This is a genomic window from Pseudomonas sp. S30_BP2TU TE3576, assembly GCF_050436025.1.
GTDB lineage: Bacteria > Pseudomonadota > Gammaproteobacteria > Pseudomonadales > Pseudomonadaceae > Aquipseudomonas.
This window is the reverse complement of record NZ_JBNDLK010000001.1, coordinates 4905924-4921984: the sequence shown is the minus strand read 5'-3', so window position 1 is coordinate 4921984 and position 16061 is coordinate 4905924. Positions and strand designations below refer to the sequence as shown.

The window sequence follows — 16061 nt, the reverse complement described above, 5'->3', positions numbered from 1 at the left end:
CGGTTTCAGGCTCCAGGGAAGTGGCGTGATGTCTGACGCCTTCGCGGGCAAGCCCGCTCCCACAGGTTCCCCAGGTGGATACAAAATATGTGAACACCCTCAGTCTTTGTGGGAGCGGGCTTGCCCGCGAATGGCCGCGCTGCGATCTGTCTTCTGTTTGTGAGGTTTTTTATGTTTGATTATTCCGCCCGCCCCGAACTGCTCAAGGACCGGGTCATTCTGGTCACCGGCGCAGGACGCGGCATCGGCGCCGCCGCGGCAAAAACCTACGCGGCCCACGGCGCAACCGTACTATTGCTGGGCAAGTCCGAAGCCAACCTGACTCAGGTTTACGACGAAATCGAAGCCGCCGGCCATCCACAAGCGGCGGTCATCCCGTTCAACCTCGAAACCGCCCTGCCCCATCAGTACGATGAGCTGGCCGCAATGATCGAGAGCGAATTCGGGCATCTCGACGGCCTGCTGCACAATGCTTCGATCATCGGCCCGCGCACGCCGATCGAGCAACTTTCTGGCGAAAACTTCATGCGGGTCATGCAAGTCAACGTCAATGCCATGTTCATGCTCACCAGCACACTGCTGCCACTGCTCAAGCTGTCGCAGGATGCCTCGGTAGTGTTCACTTCCAGCAGTGTCGGCCGCAAGGGACGCGCATACTGGGGTGCTTACGGTGTCTCCAAGTTCGCCACCGAAGGCCTGATGCAAACCCTGGCTGACGAAGTCGATACCGTGGCCCCGGTACGCTCCAACAGCATCAACCCGGGCGCCACTCGCACCAGCATGCGCGCCCAGGCTTACCCGGGTGAAAATCCGCTGAACAACCCGACGCCCGAGGAGATCATGCCGGTCTACCTTTACCTGATGGGCCCGGACAGCACCGGTATCAACGGCCAGGCGTTCAACGCCCAGTAACGACCGTGCGTCGCTTATTTGTGCCGCGCCGGCTTCCCGACGCGGCACTCGAAGGCTCTCGCATTCGAGCCAGACACCTGTCAAACAAACGTCACGTGCAGCGCTACACGTGTCGCAAATGAATCTCAACACATTGATTTAGTACAGATTTTATTTGGATGAAGCGAATGGCACGACTTTCGCTCTAAGTTTGCTCAGACACGCAACGTGAAAGCAGACGGGGTGAAGCATGAGTGCAGAAGTTACTCATCTTCCAGAAAGCAGATTAAACTTGTACGAAATGTCCTACGGGACTGACGGACCAGTACGACGCGCAGCCCTAAGCCGCTCTCACCCTGCTTGTAAGACAGCCTTACTGCTTAGGGGCGCATGCCTTATGAAACCACCTTCCCAGACCAACGCAATTGACTTCGATAGCGCCAAATTGCAGCGCCTGGGCTTTGGTCAGCAGCCGCCCCTTCTGGAAAGACCCGTCAGCCTTGCGCAATTGCGCCAGCAACTGAGCCTGCAGTTGCAAACCAGTCTTGAGCCGCAACGCATTCTTGGGACGTTCTATCGCGAAATTCAGCGATTGGTGCCGTTGGACGCCTTGAGCTACCAGCACAAGAGCAGTGACCTGCGCCTGGAGTTCGGCCAACGCGGCCACCATTCAATCAGTTACAGCCTCAGTCACGAAGGCGAACACCTGGGTGAGCTGATTTTCCGCCGCAATCAGCGCTTCAGCGAACAGGAACAAGGCAATCTCGAATCACTGCTGGCCGCGCTGCTATTCCCGATGCGCAACGCGCTGCTTTACCGTACCGCCACCCAAAGCGCACTGCGCGACCCTCTGACGGGCGCCGGTAACCGCATCGCCATGGACCAAACGCTGCAAAGGGAAATCGAGCTGTCCCGGCGCCATCTGCAACCGTTGTCAGTGCTGATGCTGGACATCGATCATTTCAAGCAAGTCAATGATACCCATGGTCACAGCACTGGCGATGACGTGCTCAAGGCGGTCGCCGCCTCGATCAAAAACCAGCTGCGCAACGTGGACATGGTGTTCCGCTATGGCGGTGAAGAATTCCTGATCCTGCTGTCGAACACCTGCCGCGAGGCCGCGGCGATGGTCGGTGAGCGGCTGCGGTTTGCAGTGCAGTCTGAAGAGTACCTGGCCGATGGTCATACGATCGTGCTGACGGTCAGCATTGGCTGTTCGACCCTCTTGCCCGGTGAGTCTGCCGAAAGCCTGTTGCGTCGGGCAGACAGCGCTTTGTATGTGGCCAAGCGCGAAGGACGTAACCGACTGAAGATGGCGGGCTGATTTTTCAGCCACCACACAAACCAATGTGGGAGCGGGCTTGCTCGCGAAGGCGGCGTATCAGCTGACATCCGAGCTGAATGACACTCCGCTTTCGCGAGCAAGCCCGCTCCCACAGTTTTATTGCGTAATAGTTGAATCAGCTTTCGGCCAGTGCCAACCGCTCACGAGCGACCGGCGTTCTCTCTGCGTGTTCCAGTTGCATGCAACGTTCGAGAAACAGGTACATGTAATCGTAGCTCTTGCAAACGGCCTGACGCAGCTCCATCTGCAGGGATCTGCTCGGGTTGGTGCCCGCCAATGTGCAGATGATTTCCAGGGCTTCCCAAGGGTGGGCATCGTCGTACTGGGCATGCATCTTCAGCCATTTCATCGCCCGTTTGCGATCTTCCTCGGGGAACGAGGCTGCGTAGATACCGTTGGAACAAACGACCGCCGACCATTCCCCGGTCGCCCCTTCGATGGCGTAGTTGGTGGCGGCAATCGCAACGATCAGTGAGTCGGCTGAACTGGTGTGCCAGCACCAATGGCTCAAGGCGTGAAGCTCAGGGGCCACCTGCTGGGCCTGCAAATCTTCCAGGCTGACACCGTGCGCGCGGCTCCAGTGCACCCAGTAATCGGCGTGGTTCAATTCGACGCGGATATTGCGCATCAGCCAGCGACGGGCCATGTCTTCGCCAGGATGACGGGCAAAACGGGTCTTGGTCAGGTTTTGTGCCATATACAACGCGAACTGTTCGACCACCGGCCAACCACCGATCAGGTATTGGCGCATGGTCTTCGCACTGAGCTTGTTGTCTCGCATGCGTTGGTACAGTTCGTGTTCGACAACCCGGCGCTTGCTCTCACTGCAATCCAGGATCAGGCGCTGGGCCCAGGCAGGATAACTTGCAGCTTCCATGAGCGGTCCGGTTCGGTTGAATGTGTCGATCACTGTCGAGCTCCTTTTGATTGTGATTGTAAGACCGGCAGGAGTTTCAACGGAACGTGCCAGGCGCCTTGAACAACAGCGGTTGAGGCCTGGCAGGACGACTTAGCAAGCTATCGCGGGTAAACAGATGCGGGCGTTCAATCACATACCCTTGAGCGTAATCCACCCCGATTTCCAGCAATGCCTGCTCGATCTGGGGCGTTTCAACAAACTCGGCAATCGTGCGCTTACCCATCACATGGCCGATGTGATTGATCACTTCGACCATGGCGCGGTTAATCGGGTCGTCCAGCATATCCTTTACGAAACTCCCGTCGATCTTCAGGAAGTCTACAGGCAAATGTTTCAGATACGCGAATGAGGACATTCCGGCACAAAAGTCATCGAGTGAAAAATGGCATCCTAAGCCTTTGAGTTCATTAATGAATCGAATGGCGCTGCCAAGATTTGAAATGGCGCTGGTTTCAGTAATTTCAAAACAAATCATTTCAGGCGGAATCGAATACGTCACAAACTGTTCGCGCAAAAAGTCCAGAAACGCTTCATCCCCAATCGTCGCGCCTGACAGATTGATCGCACACATGGCCAGCGGCCCGTGGCCTTGTTCGGCCCGGCACTGGGCAATGATCTTGAACACGTTCTGTACAACCCAACGATCCAGCGAACTCATCAGGCCATAACGTTCGGCAGCCGGGATGAAGCTGTCAGGCAAAATCATCCGCCCCGCTTCATCATGTAATCGCAGCAGAATTTCAATGTGTCCGCCGTCCTGATCGATATGGCCCAAGGGTGCTATTTCCTGGGCGTAGAGGCAGAAGCGGTCTTCTTCCAGCGCAATGTGCAAACGCTGCACCCAGGCCATTTCGCCGAAGCGCAGGGACAATTCCGAGTCATCCGGATGGTAGACCTGGACCCGGTTCCGGCCTTTTTCCTTGGCCATGTAGCACGCCATGTCGGCAGCACGCAGCGAGGTTTCGAGCGTCGTCGGATTCTGCGCAACGTGGACCAGGCCGATACTGACAGTGGTCACAAAAGGCCGGCCCTTCCAGACAAAATGCAGATTCTGCACGGTCTGACGCAGACTCTCGGCAATTTTCTCCGCCGCTTCCGGAGCGCAGTTTTCCAGCAGGATGCCGAACTCGTCACCACCAAGGCGCGCCAGGGTATCGCCTTCGCGCAGCCCGGATTGCAACAGCGCACAGATATGCCGCAACAGCTCATCGCCCGCCGCGTGGCCGCAGGTATCGTTGACCAGTTTGAACTGATCCAGATCGAGGAACATCAGGGCATGGCGACCTGAGTAGCGGGTCAGATTGTGCAGCGCCTGTTCCAGTCGATATTCGAATTCGCGGCGGTTGGCGAGCCCGGTCAAGGCGTCGTGGGTCGCCTGCCACGACAGATTGGCGATGTATTGCCGCTCCTGGGTCATGTCATGCAGCACCAGCACCGTCCCGCTGACTTTGCCGGCATTGCGGATCGGCGCGCCCACCAGCGTGACCGATACCGTGCTGCCGTCCAGGCGTTGAATCAGCTTGGAATGCTCACTGCCGCCACTGAGCTGGCCGCTCAGAATATGCTCGATCAGGGTGAAACCATCGGTCTGGGCATTTTCGTCCAGCAGGTTGAACAGCGCAGCCAGCGGCAACCCCGTCGCCTGCTCGGCCTTCCAGTGGGTCAACGCCTCGGCCGCCGGATTCATGTAGGCAATCGCACCTGAAACATCCGTGGTGATCACTCCGTCGCCAATCGATTGCAGGGTGATCTGCGCCCGTTCTTTCTCCAGTTGCAGCGCATCGGCGAAGGCATGGCGCTGCTTGAGCAGTTTATGGGTGCGCATCAATGCCAATGCAATCAAGCCCAGGGCGGTGGCCAGATTCGTCATCAGCAACAAACGCAGAATCACCCGCGAACCTTCACCCAAGGCATCGCTGAACGCCTTCGCCGCCGGCGTCACGCCGTCGTTGATGGCGAAAATCTGCTCCTTCCAGCGCTGAACATCCGCACTGGAGGCCGGGCCGGCAGTGATGTGCTGATGCATGTCCCGCGCAACGGCATCGAGCTGGACCAGGTAGGCATCACCCACCGTCCAGCGATCGATGGCTTTTTCGAGGTAGCTGAAGTGCCGGAAATTGAGGTACAGCCAGATCAGGCTGGACACGTCGTCAGGATGGTTGCCGCCCTTGAGGATCGCCGCACGTGCGGCCTCGATGTTCGGCGGCTGATGATCCAGCGCCACACGCAACTCATGCCCGCCCTGAGGCACGGAAATGGCGTTCTGGTATTTATGAAAAATCGCTTCGTCGCCACTGTCGGCGTAAAGGTTGAGGTAATAGATGGCGTCTTTCTGGCCCTTGGACCACAGGCTTTCACCGGCGACATAGCCACGGACCGCTGACAGTACATAAAGACTGACGCCCCCCAACAGGGCCTGAAATAACACAACGGCGATAAAAGGCCAGACGATGCCTAACAACCGTGGCGTTCCGAGAGTCCGCGTTTGATTCATGAGTTCCCTTGCTTTAGCACTGCTTGCTCGTCTTCCGGACGAAATCGCTTTAGCTAGACTAGGGGGCGATTCCGATCCCGGCAAGCGATAAGCAATGCTCGGAGGGAGTATCGCGGCCGCTAAATCCGGTCGCGACGATGGTTTTTATAATATTGAAGTAACGTCCTGCAACCTTGATGTCATCTCGCTACAACCGCTGCAGATGACCGTAAAGCTTGGCGTACAGACCACCGTCTGCAATCAGTTGCTGATGATCGCCATCCTCTGCGACCTGCCCACCGTCGAATACCAGCACACGATCGGCCTGTTTTACGGCAGAAAGTCGGTGGGCAATGATCAAAGTGGTGCGATTGCTCAGGAATCGCGCCAGGGCCTGGTGCAGGTTGTATTCGGTGGCGGCGTCCAGCGCCGAGGTGGCCTCGTCCAGAATCACCACTTTGGGTTCGGCCAGCACCATCCGGGCGATGGCCAGGCGTTGGCGCTGCCCGCCGGACAAACGCACACCAGAGCGCCCGACGATGCTGTCCAGGCCATTGGGCAAATCCCGGACCGTACCGTGCAATTGGGCAATTTCCAGCGCCTGCCAGCAGGCCTCGTCACTGCGTAAACGGCCCATGGTCAGGTTGGCCCGTATGGTGTCGTTGAACAGCGCCGGATGTTGCAGGACCACAGCTACATTTTCCCGCACGGTTTCCAGGCCAATTTCCTGCTGGGTCGAACCGCCAAAACGGATGGTCCCGGCCTGCGGCGTGTACAGACCAAGCAGCAACTGCACCAGCGTGCTCTTGCCGCCGCCACTGGCACCAACGATCGCGACCTTTTCGCCAGGGGCGATGGACAGGTTCATCTGGTTCAAGACCAGTTCATCACCGTAACCGAAACTCAACCCTTGCACTTCCAGCCCGACCGTCTCGCGACCGTTGAACGGATCGACTCCGCCCGGGTATTCGGGCTCATCGGCGCGGGACAGCAGCTCATTGATCCGCGACAGCGCACCGCCGGCAGCGTAGTAGGCATATTGCAGGTTCAGCAGTTGCTCCACCGGACCGATCATGAACCACAGGTAGCTGAATACCGCGAGCATCTGGCCGATTGAAAGGTCGGAAAACAGCACGGTGAGCATCGCCGCGGCCCGGAAAATATCGATGCCGAACTGGAACAGCAAACCGCTGGCACGGTTCGACGCATCGGTTTTCCACTGCGAATTCACCGCATAGTCACGCACGTCCCGGGCGCGTTGCCCCAGGCGACCGAGGAAAAACCCCTGGCGGTTGCCGGCGCGAACTTCCTGGATCGCATCCAGCGTTTCGGTCAGCGCCTGGGTGAAGCGCGAGGTGCTGTCGTTCTCGAGTTTCTTCAGGTGCTTGACCCGCTTGCCCAACTGCACCGTGGCGTAGATCACCAACGGGTTGAACAGCAGAATCAGCAATGCCAGCTTCCAGTGCATCCACATCAGAATGCCGGCAGTGCCGACCAGGGTCAGCATGGCCACGAGGAAACGGCTGAGGGTTTCACCGACGAATTTGTCCAGCGTATCCAGGTCAGTCACAAGGTGCGTGGTCACCGTACCGCTGCCCAGGCTTTCATATTCGCCGAGGGAAATACGCTTGAGCCGTTCGATCAGCCGCACACGAATGCGATAGACGATGTCCTTGGCCAGCCCGGCGAACAGTTTCGCCTGCACCACGTTGAACAGTAACGCCGTGCAACGCAGGGTCAAGGTCACCAGCAGCATCAGGCCGATATAGCCCGCGGCCTTCTGCCATTCTTCGGGCAGCGCATGGTTCATGATCTTCAGCGCGGCATCACCGTGACCCAGCAACACCTCATCAACCAGCAACGGCAGGAGCAAGGGAATCGGCACGCTGCACAAGGTCGCCAACACGGCCACGCCGTTGGCGATCCACAGGGATTTCTTGTGATGCAGGGCCAGACGACGGATTTCCGCCCAGCTCAGGCGGTCGACAAGTTTAGCGGTTGAGACATCATCGGACGGGTCATGCACAGGCAGCACGCTCCAGCCAGCGGCCGAGCAACGGGGACAACTCGCTCAAAGGCTGATAGCCATTGGTCAACAACGCCAGTTGACCTTTACGCTCAGCCAGCATGGTGGGGAAACCGGCAATGCCCAGGTCCTGGACCCAGGTGAAATCGGCAGCGGTGGCCGTATGCATATCGGCCCGGTCGAAAGCGCCGGCGAACTCGATACGTGGCAAACCGGCCTGCTCCGCCAACTCCACCAGCACGCTGGCTTGCGTGACATCGCGACCTTCGGCATAAAACGCGTGCTGAATCAGCCCGAGCAATTTCCACGCGCAATCCGGCGCCAGGCTGCGCGCCGTCACCAGTGCCCGGCAGGCAGGTTCGGTATCGTAGACAAAACCGTCGGGCAGCGCGCCTTCGAGCTTGAAGGGCTGGCCGGTGGCCTCGGTGACTGCCTGCCAGTGCTCAAGGATATAGCGCCGGGTACTCGGCTCCAGCGCCGCACCGCTACCGGTGCGCAAGCCGCCCACTATCAAGTGCACCTTCACGCCTGCGGCTTGCGCCTGCTCGACCAGTGCGTTGGCCACCGGGGCAAACCCCCAGCACCAGGAGCACATCGGGTCCATCACATAGAGCAGGCGCGCAGACATGATTCAGGCCTCGGAGGATGCTTGCTTGTAGTTGTAGCCGATCGGGTGAGGCATGTTGCGAGCCTTGGCCAGTTCGATCTGTTTCTGCCGGTCGATGGCGCTACGACGGGTCTTCTCACTCAGCTTATCCCAGCAATGCGGGCAACTGATGCCGGCCACGTAATGCTCGGACGCGCGGTCTTCGATGCTGACCGGTGTGCGGCAGGCATGACATTGATCGTAGTCGCCTTCGCTCAGGTCATGGCGCACGGTCACGCGGTTGTCGAACACGAAGCAGTCGCCCTGCCACTTGGTTTCTTCCTGCGGCACCTCTTCGAGGTACTTCAGGATGCCGCCCTTGAGGTGGTAAACCTCATCGAAACCTTCGCTGAGCATGTAGCTCGATGCCTTCTCGCAGCGGATGCCGCCGGTGCAGAACATCGCGACCTTCTTGTGCACGGCCGGGTCAAAGTTGGCTTTGATGTAGTCAGGAAATTCGCGAAAACTGGTGGTTTTCGGGTCGATAGCGCCTTCGAAAGTACCGATCGAGACTTCGTAATCGTTACGAGTGTCGATCAACAGCACTTCCGGGTCGCTGATCAGCGCGTTCCAGTCCTGCGGATCGACGTAGGTGCCGACCTTTTTGTTCGGGTCCACGCCGTCCACGCCGAGGGTGACGATTTCTTTCTTGAGTTTGACTTTGGTGCGGTAGAACGGCTGCTCGTCGCAGTACGACTCTTTATGGTCGATGTCATCCATGCGCGGGTCGTTCTTGAGCCAGGCCATCAGCCCGTCAATGCCTTCGCGGCTGCCGGACACGGTGCCGTTGATACCTTCTTCGGCAATCAGCAGCGTGCCTTTGATGCCATTGTCGACCATCGCTTGCAGCAGAGGCTCGCGCAGGGCGACGTAATCTTCCAGGGTGACGAACTTATACAGTGCCGCCACGACAATCTGTTGTGTCATGGGTAAATCTCCAGGTGGCTACCCTCGTAAGGGGTGAACCGGATGCGAAAAAAAACGCGCCGGGTTAGCGGCGCGTTGGGCATTCTAACAAAAAAGATCGCAGCCTGCGGCAGCTCCTACATGGGAATACGTTCTCTTGTAGGAGCTGCCGCAGGCTGCGATCTTTTGATCTTAATGCTTGCTGCCGCCGGCACAGGTCGGCGAGGCCGGAGCCGCGTCGATCTGTGCCCATTCCTCTGGCGTGTAGGTATGCAGCGCCAACGCATGGAACTCGCCCATCAGTTCGCCGAGCGTGCCGTAGACTTTTTGGTGACGCTTGACCCGGTTCAGGCCTTCGAACTGCGTACTGACCACCACAGCCTTGAAATGGGTTTGCAGCCCACGGCTGTGCATGTGGCTTTCATCCAGAACCTGCAGATGCTGGGGCTGGAGCAGGCCCAGCGCCGATTCAATGCGTTGTTGCATGGTCATACCGAACTCCGCTTAAGGCTTTTTCTTGGCTGGCGCAGCCGCGTCTTTCGGGGTCAGCTCGGCTGTCATGTCAGCCAGCAGCTTGTTGACCACCGGCACTGCGCTTTCCAGCTTGGCCTGGGTCATCTGGGCCGATTGCTGGGTCAGCTGAGGCATTTTTTCCAGGACTTTCTTGCCCAGTGGCGACTGGTAGAACGCGACCAGGTCCTTGAGCTCGGATTCGGTGAAGTTGGTGGTGTAGAGCTTGACCATGTCCGGCTTCAGCTTGTTCCAGCCAATGGCCTGGTCCAGAGCAGCGTTGGCCTTGGCCTGGTAGGTTTCCAGCACGGCTTTTTTCGACTCAGGGGCTTTAGTCTGTTCGAAACGCTGGGCAAACATCTGCTGTACTTGCATGTACACCGGGGTGCCCAGTTTGTCCGCATGCGCCATGGTCAGGAAAGCCTCGGCACTGGCGTTATGGCTGGCGGTGTCGGCAAAAACCTGGCCGCTGGCGCAGACCAAAGCAACGGCGGTACAGATGGCACGAAGACGAGTCATCGGGTTTCCTTTTCTAGCTGGCGAGGATAAGACCCCAAGGGCGTCCATTCTGCGCCTAAAAAAGTCTGTCGCTCAACCCCACGCCTTGTGGTGCCTGATTTAGACGGGTTGAATGGTCAAATTCAGACTGATGGAACCACGGCCGTCGATCACGGCCTAAACTGCGCAATCGGACCTACAGGAGTGAGCAAGATGAGCCGTATCGAAACCGACAGCCTCGGCCAGGTTGAAGTCCCGGATGAAGCCTACTGGGGCGCTCAGACGCAACGCTCGCTGATCAACTTTGCCATCGGCAACGAGCGCATGCCGCTGGCAGTGCTGCATGCCCTGGCACTGATCAAGAAAGCCGCAGCACGGGTCAATGATCGCAATGGCGACGTGCCCGCCGATATCGCCCGCCTGATCGAGCAGGCGGCCGACGAAGTGCTCGCCGGCGAGCACGACGACCAGTTTCCGCTGGTGGTCTGGCAAACCGGCAGCGGCACCCAGAGCAACATGAACGTCAACGAAGTGATCGCCGGCCGTGCCAACGAGCTGGCCGGCAACCCGCGCGGCGGCAAGTCCCCGGTGCACCCCAACGATCACGTCAATCGCTCCCAGAGTTCCAACGACTGCTTCCCCACCGCCATGCACATCGCGGCCGCCCAGGCGGTGCAACATCACTTGCTGCCAGCGATCAGCGAGCTGTCCGGCGGGCTGGCCGAGCTGGCTGCTCGTCACATGAAACTGGTCAAGACCGGCCGCACCCACATGATGGATGCGACACCGATCAGCTTCGGCCAGGAAATCTCGGCGTTCATCGCGCAACTCGATTATGCCGAGCGGGCGATCCGCAGCGCGCTGCCCGCGGTCTGCGAGCTGGCCCAGGGCGGAACGGCCGTCGGCACCGGGCTGAATTCCCCTCACGGGTTCGGCGAGGCCATCGCCGCAGAGTTGGCCGCCCTCTCCGGCTTGCCGTTTATCACGGCGCCGAACAAGTTCGCCGCTCTGGCTGGCCATGAGCCGCTGACCACGCTTTCCGGTGCGCTGAAAACCCTCGCCGTGACGCTGATGAAAATCGCCAACGATCTGCGCCTGCTGGGTTCCGGTCCACGCGCCGGCTTCGCCGAAGTCAAGCTGCCAGCCAATGAACCAGGCAGTTCGATCATGCCGGGCAAGGTCAACCCGACCCAGTGCGAAGCGTTGTCGATGCTGGCCTGCCAGGTCTTGGGCAATGACGTCGCCATCGGCTTTGCAGCCAGTCAGGGCCATTTGCAGTTAAACGTGTTCAAACCGGTGATCATCCATAACCTGCTGCAATCGATCCGCTTGCTGGGCGATGGTTGCAGCAACTTCCAGCAGCACTGCGTGGCGGGTCTGGAGCCGGATGCGGAAAAAATGGCTGAACACCTGGAACGAGGCCTGATGCTGGTGACGGCGCTCAACCCGCACATTGGCTATGACAAATCGGCGGAGATCGCCAAGAAGGCCTACGGTGAAGGCCTGACCTTGCGCGAGGCGGCGTTGCAGCTTGGGTATCTGACTGATGAAGAGTTCGATGCCTGGGTAAGGCCGGAGAACATGCTGGAGGCTGGGGCCAAGGGCTGAATCTGTAGCGCCTGATAGTCCGTCTTCGCGGGCAAGCCCGCTCCCACATTTGCCCCCCGTTCGCAGTTCAATGTGGGAGCGGGCTTGCTCGCGAAGAACGATAATACGGTCTACCGACCGACCGCCATCCGCATCCGCCGCGCCCGCAACCCGGCAATCAACGACGGCCCCAACGCCACCAGCGCCGACCCCAGCACTACCAGCACCGCACCGCCATAACCCAACCCATTGATCGTCTCGGCATGCACATAGTCGGGCCACAGCCATGCCGCCATGGCAACCGCCGCAAAAGTCACCAGCGGCGTGATGGCCAGCGTCGCGCTGACCCGGGAGGCTTCCCAATGGGCCAGGGCCTCGGCAAACGCGCCATAGGCAATCAGGGTGTTGAGGCAGCACGCCAGCAGCAACCAACCCTGCAACGGGTTCAATTGCAGCGCTTCAAGCGGATGCACCCACGGCGTTAACAACAGCGCACAAAACAGGTAGATCACCATCATCACCTGCAGCGAATTCCACACTGTCAGCAATTGCTTCTGGCCCAGGGCATAGAAGGTCCAGACCGTGGACGCCAGCAGCACCAGCAGCACGCCGGCGGTGTAGTCGGTCAGCGACGTGAGCAACTCACTCAGGCGCTGGTTGAAAAACAGCGCAAAACCGATCAGCAGCACCAGCAGCCCGATCCCCTGCCCCAGGCTGAAACGCTCCTTGAACACAAACAAGCTGGCGATCAGCAGCATGATCGGCCCCATTTGCACAACCAGTTGCGCCGTGCCGGGGCTGAGCAGGTTCAGGCCCATCAAATACAACACATAGTTACCGACCAGGCCGAGTACCGCCATCAGCACCAGCCAGCCACCGCGCGGACCGAGCACTTTGCGGCTGGGCAGACGCCTGGTGGCCGCCAGGTAAATAAACAGGCAGCCGCCGGACACCATCAGGCGATACCAGGTCACCGTCACCGGGTCCATCACCAGCAATACCTGCTTGAGCTTGATCGGCAGGATTCCCCACAACAACGCGGTCAGCAAGGCCAGGAACAGACCGTAAACCCAGCGACCCGATGAAATGTGCATGTGAACCCCAGCGCCGACGAACAGGAGTGGACATTCTAGGCGCAGAGCGCTGACGCACACAGGGACAGTTACGGTCTGGCCGCGATTGAAACTGTGCGGGTCGCAATGTGAAAGACCGTGGCGCCTGCATTCGCGAGCAAGCCCGCTCCCACATTTGACCGCGTTCGCAGTTCAATGTGGGAGCGGGCTTGCTCGCGAAAGCTATATGGCAGACAACGCAAAAAAAGAGGCTTACCGCACCGCCTCGAACAACCCCGTAGCCCCCATCCCGCCACCCACACACATGGTGACGATGCCGTAACGCAGATTGCGTCGCTGCAACTCACGAACGAGATGCCCGACCTGGCGCGAGCCGGTCATGCCGAACGGGTGGCCGATGGAAATCGAGCCGCCATTGACGTTGTACCGGGCGTTGTCGATTTCCAGCCGGTTGCGGCTGTACAGGCACTGCGAGGCAAACGCTTCGTTGAGTTCCCAGAGGTCGATGTCGTCAATCCGCAGGCCTTTGGCCTTGAGCAGTTTCGGCACCGAAAACACCGGCCCGATGCCCATCTCGTCCGGTGCGCAACCGGCCACGGTAAACCCGCGGAAGAACGCTTTCGGCTTGAGCCCCAGTTCCAGCGCTTTTTCCAGGCTCATCACCAGAGTCATGGACGCGCCGTCAGACAGCTGCGACGAGTTGCCCGCCGTGACCGAGCCATCTTCGGCGAATACCGGTTTCAACCCTGCCAGACTTTCCAGGGTAGTGTCCGGGCGATTGCAGTCATCGCGGTCGACGATGCCGTCGAGGATCTGTACCTGGCCGGTCGACTTGTCTTCGACGCGGTACTTCACCGCCATCGGCACGATTTCATCAGTGAACAGCCCGGCGGCCTGAGCCTCTGCGGTACGCCGCTGGCTTTGCAGGGCGTACAAATCCTGCTCTTCACGGCTGACGCTGTACCGACGCGCGACGATTTCAGCCGTCTGGCCCATCGGAAAGTAGATGCCCGGCACCTGCTCCTTGAGCAACGGGTTGATCAGGTTGTCGGTGTTGACGCTTTTCATGGTCAGACTGATGGATTCGACGCCACCGGCGACGATAATGTCGCTGCAACCCGAAGCGATCTGGTTGGCGGCGATGGCGATCGCCTGCAAGCCCGAGGAACAGAAGCGGTTGAGGGTCATGCCGGCCGTACCGATGCCCAGGCGCGACAGCACCGCGACATTGCGCCCGATATTGAAACCCTGGGCGCCTTCGTTGGAACCGGCGCCAACGATACAGTCCTCGACGCTTGCCGGATCGATACCGGTGCGCGCCAACAGGGCATCGACACAGTGTGCCGCCATGTCGTCCGGGCGGGTCATGTTGAATTTGCCGCGAAAGGATTTGGCCAGGCCGGTCCGCACGCTGTCGACGATCACCACTTCACGCATGGCATACCTCATTGTTGTTGTCGGTTGAGAGTGGACCGAGCATAAGTCCACCCCTTTACCGACCGCGACAATCATTCACCTCGCGTATGCGTAACCATCGCCTCAATCCTTGTCCTTATGCTTCTTGCGCTCATGACGGTCGGACCTTTCGAACGCCTCCTCCAGTGCCTGGTTGATGGTGCGCAGCACCTTGACCCGCGCCCAGCGCTTGTCGTTGGCCTCCACCAGGGTCCATGGCGCAATTTCGGTGCTGGTACGGTCGACCATGTCGCCGACCGCCGCCCGATAGTCATCCCATTTTTCACGGTTGCGCCAATCGTCCTCGGTGATCTTGAAGCGTTTGAACGAAATTTTTTCGCGCTCCTGGAAGCGTTCCAGTTGCGTCTGTTTGTCGATGGACAGCCAGAACTTGACCACGATCACCCCGGCGTCGGTGACCTGCTCTTCGAAATCGTTGATTTCACCGTAGGCACGCAGCCAGTCCGCCGGGCTGCAAAAACCTTCGACACGCTCCACCAACACCCGGCCATACCAGGAGCGGTCGAACACGGTGAACTTGCCCCGGGCCGGAAGATGACGCCAGAAGCGCCACAGATACGGTTGCGCCCGCTCTTCTTCGGTGGGTGCGGCAATCGGTACGATGCTGTACTGACGTGGGTCCAGTGCCGCCGCTACCCGGCGGATCGCCCCACCCTTGCCGGCTGCGTCATTGCCCTCGAATACCGCCACCAGTGCGTGCCGGCGCATGCGTTTGTCACGCATCAGCCCGGAAAACCGCGCCTGCTCGGTGATCAACTGTTCTTCGTAATCTTCCTTCTCCAGGTGCAGGGCCAGGTCCAGACTGTCGAGCAGGTTCACTTGATCGACACTGGGGAACACTGGCGCCGCGCTGACCTTTTCCGGATGGATCGTTGGCCGTTGCAATGCGCCCTGCAGGCCCGCCAGCAGAATCCGCCCCACGGCCAGACTGCGATAATGGGCATCCGCCCCGGCGATCACATGCCAGGGCGCATAGTCGCGGCTGGTACGGCGCAGCACCCGCTCGCCATACTTCACGAACCTGTCGTAGGTTTCCGATTGCTGCCAGTCCAGCGGGCTGATGCGCCAGCTGTGCAGCGGGTCGTCGGCCAATGCCTTGAGGCGTGCCTTCATTTGCTTCTTGGAGAGGTGGAACCAGAACTTGAAGATCAGCGCACCTTCGTCACAGAGCATTTTTTCCAGGCGCTCGGCCCCGTTGATCGCCTGGTCGAGCCGTGGGTCCTTGAACTCGCCATGGACCCGCCCCTGCAGCATCTGGCTGTACCAGTTGCCGAAGAAAATCCCCATGCGCCCCTTGGCCGGGAGCATCCGCCAGTACCGCCAGGCCGGTGGCCGCGCCAGTTCTTCGTCGGTTTGCTGATCGAAGGTACGGACCTCGATCAGGCGCGGGTCCATCCACTCATTGAGCACCTTGATCGTCTCGCCCTTGCCGGCACCTTCAATGCCGTTGATCAAAATGATCACCGGAAAGCGGCGTTGCTGCTGCAATTCGAATTGCGCTTCGAGCAACGCTTCGCGCAGGGCCGGTACTTCGGCGTCATAGGTGTCTTTGTCGATGGCGTGATCGATTTCGGCGGATTCGAACATGGATGGCTCCCTTCCAGATGTGAGCAAGACTAGCGGATTGAGCTGAAGGTCAGCAGAGATTTTCCCTGACGCCACCAACACCTGTGGCGAGGGGGCTTGCCCCCGTTGGGTTGCAAAGCAACCC

The 16061-nt window shown here is 59.5% G+C and carries 13 protein-coding genes; 3 read left to right on the top strand and 10 right to left on the bottom strand.

What is annotated here, in order from left to right; translation table 11 throughout:
• Positions 1-171: 171 nt before the first annotated feature.
• Positions 172-912: a YciK family oxidoreductase gene (locus ABIA48_RS22470; RefSeq protein WP_007985378.1), complete on the top strand. Its 741-nt coding sequence runs from the start codon at positions 172-174 to the stop codon at positions 910-912.
• A 376-nt stretch (positions 913-1288) separates the two neighbouring features.
• On the top strand, positions 1289-2215 hold the full coding sequence (locus ABIA48_RS22465) for a GGDEF domain-containing protein (protein WP_429491418.1): 927 nt from the start codon (positions 1289-1291) through the stop codon (positions 2213-2215).
• Positions 2216-2351: 136 nt separating this feature from the next.
• Here the strand turns inward: ABIA48_RS22465 and ABIA48_RS22460 are convergent, their stop codons facing one another.
• From ABIA48_RS22460 to ABIA48_RS22430, 7 genes are all read right to left on the bottom strand, one after another.
• Positions 2352-3113: a TenA family transcriptional regulator gene (locus ABIA48_RS22460; protein WP_429491416.1), complete on the bottom strand. Its 762-nt coding sequence runs from the start codon at positions 3111-3113 to the stop codon at positions 2352-2354.
• A 76-nt stretch (positions 3114-3189) separates the two neighbouring features.
• A complete protein-coding gene (locus tag ABIA48_RS22455; protein ID WP_429491414.1) occupies positions 3190-5649 on the bottom strand; it encodes an EAL domain-containing protein in 2460 nt (819 codons plus the stop codon).
• 187 nt (positions 5650-5836) lie between these two features.
• Positions 5837-7654, bottom strand: a complete 1818-nt coding sequence (locus ABIA48_RS22450; RefSeq protein WP_204934173.1) for an ABC transporter ATP-binding protein — start codon at positions 7652-7654, stop codon at positions 5837-5839.
• Positions 7647-8249, bottom strand: coding sequence for a DsbA family protein (locus ABIA48_RS22445; RefSeq protein ID WP_177318963.1), 603 nt, complete (start codon positions 8247-8249; stop codon positions 7647-7649). Before ABIA48_RS22445 ends, ABIA48_RS22450 begins: the two co-directional genes overlap by 8 nt.
• Positions 8250-8285: 36 nt before the next feature.
• Positions 8286-9227 (bottom strand): rhodanese-related sulfurtransferase, encoded by a 942-nt coding sequence (locus ABIA48_RS22440; protein WP_007985371.1) that lies wholly within the window; start codon positions 9225-9227, stop codon positions 8286-8288.
• Positions 9228-9398: 171 nt separating this feature from the next.
• Complete coding sequence (locus tag ABIA48_RS22435; protein ID WP_429491411.1) at positions 9399-9698, bottom strand: BolA family protein; 300 nt, start codon at positions 9696-9698, stop codon at positions 9399-9401.
• A 12-nt stretch (positions 9699-9710) separates the two neighbouring features.
• On the bottom strand, positions 9711-10235 hold the full coding sequence (locus ABIA48_RS22430; protein WP_046042584.1) for a DUF2059 domain-containing protein: 525 nt from the start codon (positions 10233-10235) through the stop codon (positions 9711-9713).
• 192 nt (positions 10236-10427) lie between these two features.
• Here ABIA48_RS22430 and ABIA48_RS22425 point away from each other — a divergent pair, with 192 nt between their 5' ends.
• The gene (locus ABIA48_RS22425; RefSeq protein ID WP_429491409.1) at positions 10428-11822 is read left to right on the top strand and encodes a class II fumarate hydratase; all 1395 of its coding nucleotides are present in this window, start codon (positions 10428-10430) and stop codon (positions 11820-11822) included.
• A gap of 110 nt (positions 11823-11932) precedes the next feature.
• Here ABIA48_RS22425 and ABIA48_RS22420 read toward each other — a convergent pair whose 3' ends face one another.
• The 3 genes from ABIA48_RS22420 to pap all read right to left on the bottom strand — a co-directional run bounded on the left by ABIA48_RS22420 (position 11933) and on the right by pap (position 15937).
• Positions 11933-12895, bottom strand: a complete 963-nt coding sequence (locus ABIA48_RS22420) for a DMT family transporter (RefSeq protein ID WP_429491407.1) — start codon at positions 12893-12895, stop codon at positions 11933-11935.
• A 231-nt stretch (positions 12896-13126) separates the two neighbouring features.
• Entirely contained in the window at positions 13127-14311 is a 1185-nt protein-coding gene (locus ABIA48_RS22415; protein ID WP_429491405.1) for a thiolase family protein, read from the bottom strand.
• Between the two features lie 102 nt (positions 14312-14413).
• Positions 14414-15937: a polyphosphate:AMP phosphotransferase gene (gene pap, locus ABIA48_RS22410; RefSeq protein ID WP_429491403.1), complete on the bottom strand. Its 1524-nt coding sequence runs from the start codon at positions 15935-15937 to the stop codon at positions 14414-14416.
• Positions 15938-16061: the final 124 nt, after the last annotated feature.

Excerpts from the sequence above, each read along its gene's own strand:
- ABIA48_RS22415 (WP_429491405.1), bottom strand. The coding sequence starts at position 14,311 with ATGCGTGAAGTGGTGATCGTCGACAGCGTGCGGACCGGCCTGGCCAAA.
- ABIA48_RS22465 (WP_429491418.1), top strand. The coding sequence starts at position 1,289 with ATGAAACCACCTTCCCAGACCAACGCAATTGACTTCGATAGCGCCAAA.
- ABIA48_RS22460 (WP_429491416.1), bottom strand. The coding sequence starts at position 3,113 with ATGGAAGCTGCAAGTTATCCTGCCTGGGCCCAGCGCCTGATCCTGGAT.
- ABIA48_RS22420 (WP_429491407.1), bottom strand. The coding sequence starts at position 12,895 with ATGCACATTTCATCGGGTCGCTGGGTTTACGGTCTGTTCCTGGCCTTG.
- ABIA48_RS22435 (WP_429491411.1), bottom strand. The coding sequence starts at position 9,698 with ATGACCATGCAACAACGCATTGAATCGGCGCTGGGCCTGCTCCAGCCC.
- ABIA48_RS22470 (WP_007985378.1), top strand. The coding sequence starts at position 172 with ATGTTTGATTATTCCGCCCGCCCCGAACTGCTCAAGGACCGGGTCATT.
- ABIA48_RS22425 (WP_429491409.1), top strand. The coding sequence starts at position 10,428 with ATGAGCCGTATCGAAACCGACAGCCTCGGCCAGGTTGAAGTCCCGGAT.
- pap (WP_429491403.1), bottom strand. The coding sequence starts at position 15,937 with ATGTTCGAATCCGCCGAAATCGATCACGCCATCGACAAAGACACCTAT.
- ABIA48_RS22440 (WP_007985371.1), bottom strand. The coding sequence starts at position 9,227 with ATGACACAACAGATTGTCGTGGCGGCACTGTATAAGTTCGTCACCCTG.
- ABIA48_RS22430 (WP_046042584.1), bottom strand. The coding sequence starts at position 10,235 with ATGACTCGTCTTCGTGCCATCTGTACCGCCGTTGCTTTGGTCTGCGCC.
- ABIA48_RS22445 (WP_177318963.1), bottom strand. The coding sequence starts at position 8,249 with ATGTGCTCCTGGTGCTGGGGGTTTGCCCCGGTGGCCAACGCACTGGTC.
- ABIA48_RS22455 (WP_429491414.1), bottom strand. The coding sequence starts at position 5,649 with ATGAATCAAACGCGGACTCTCGGAACGCCACGGTTGTTAGGCATCGTC.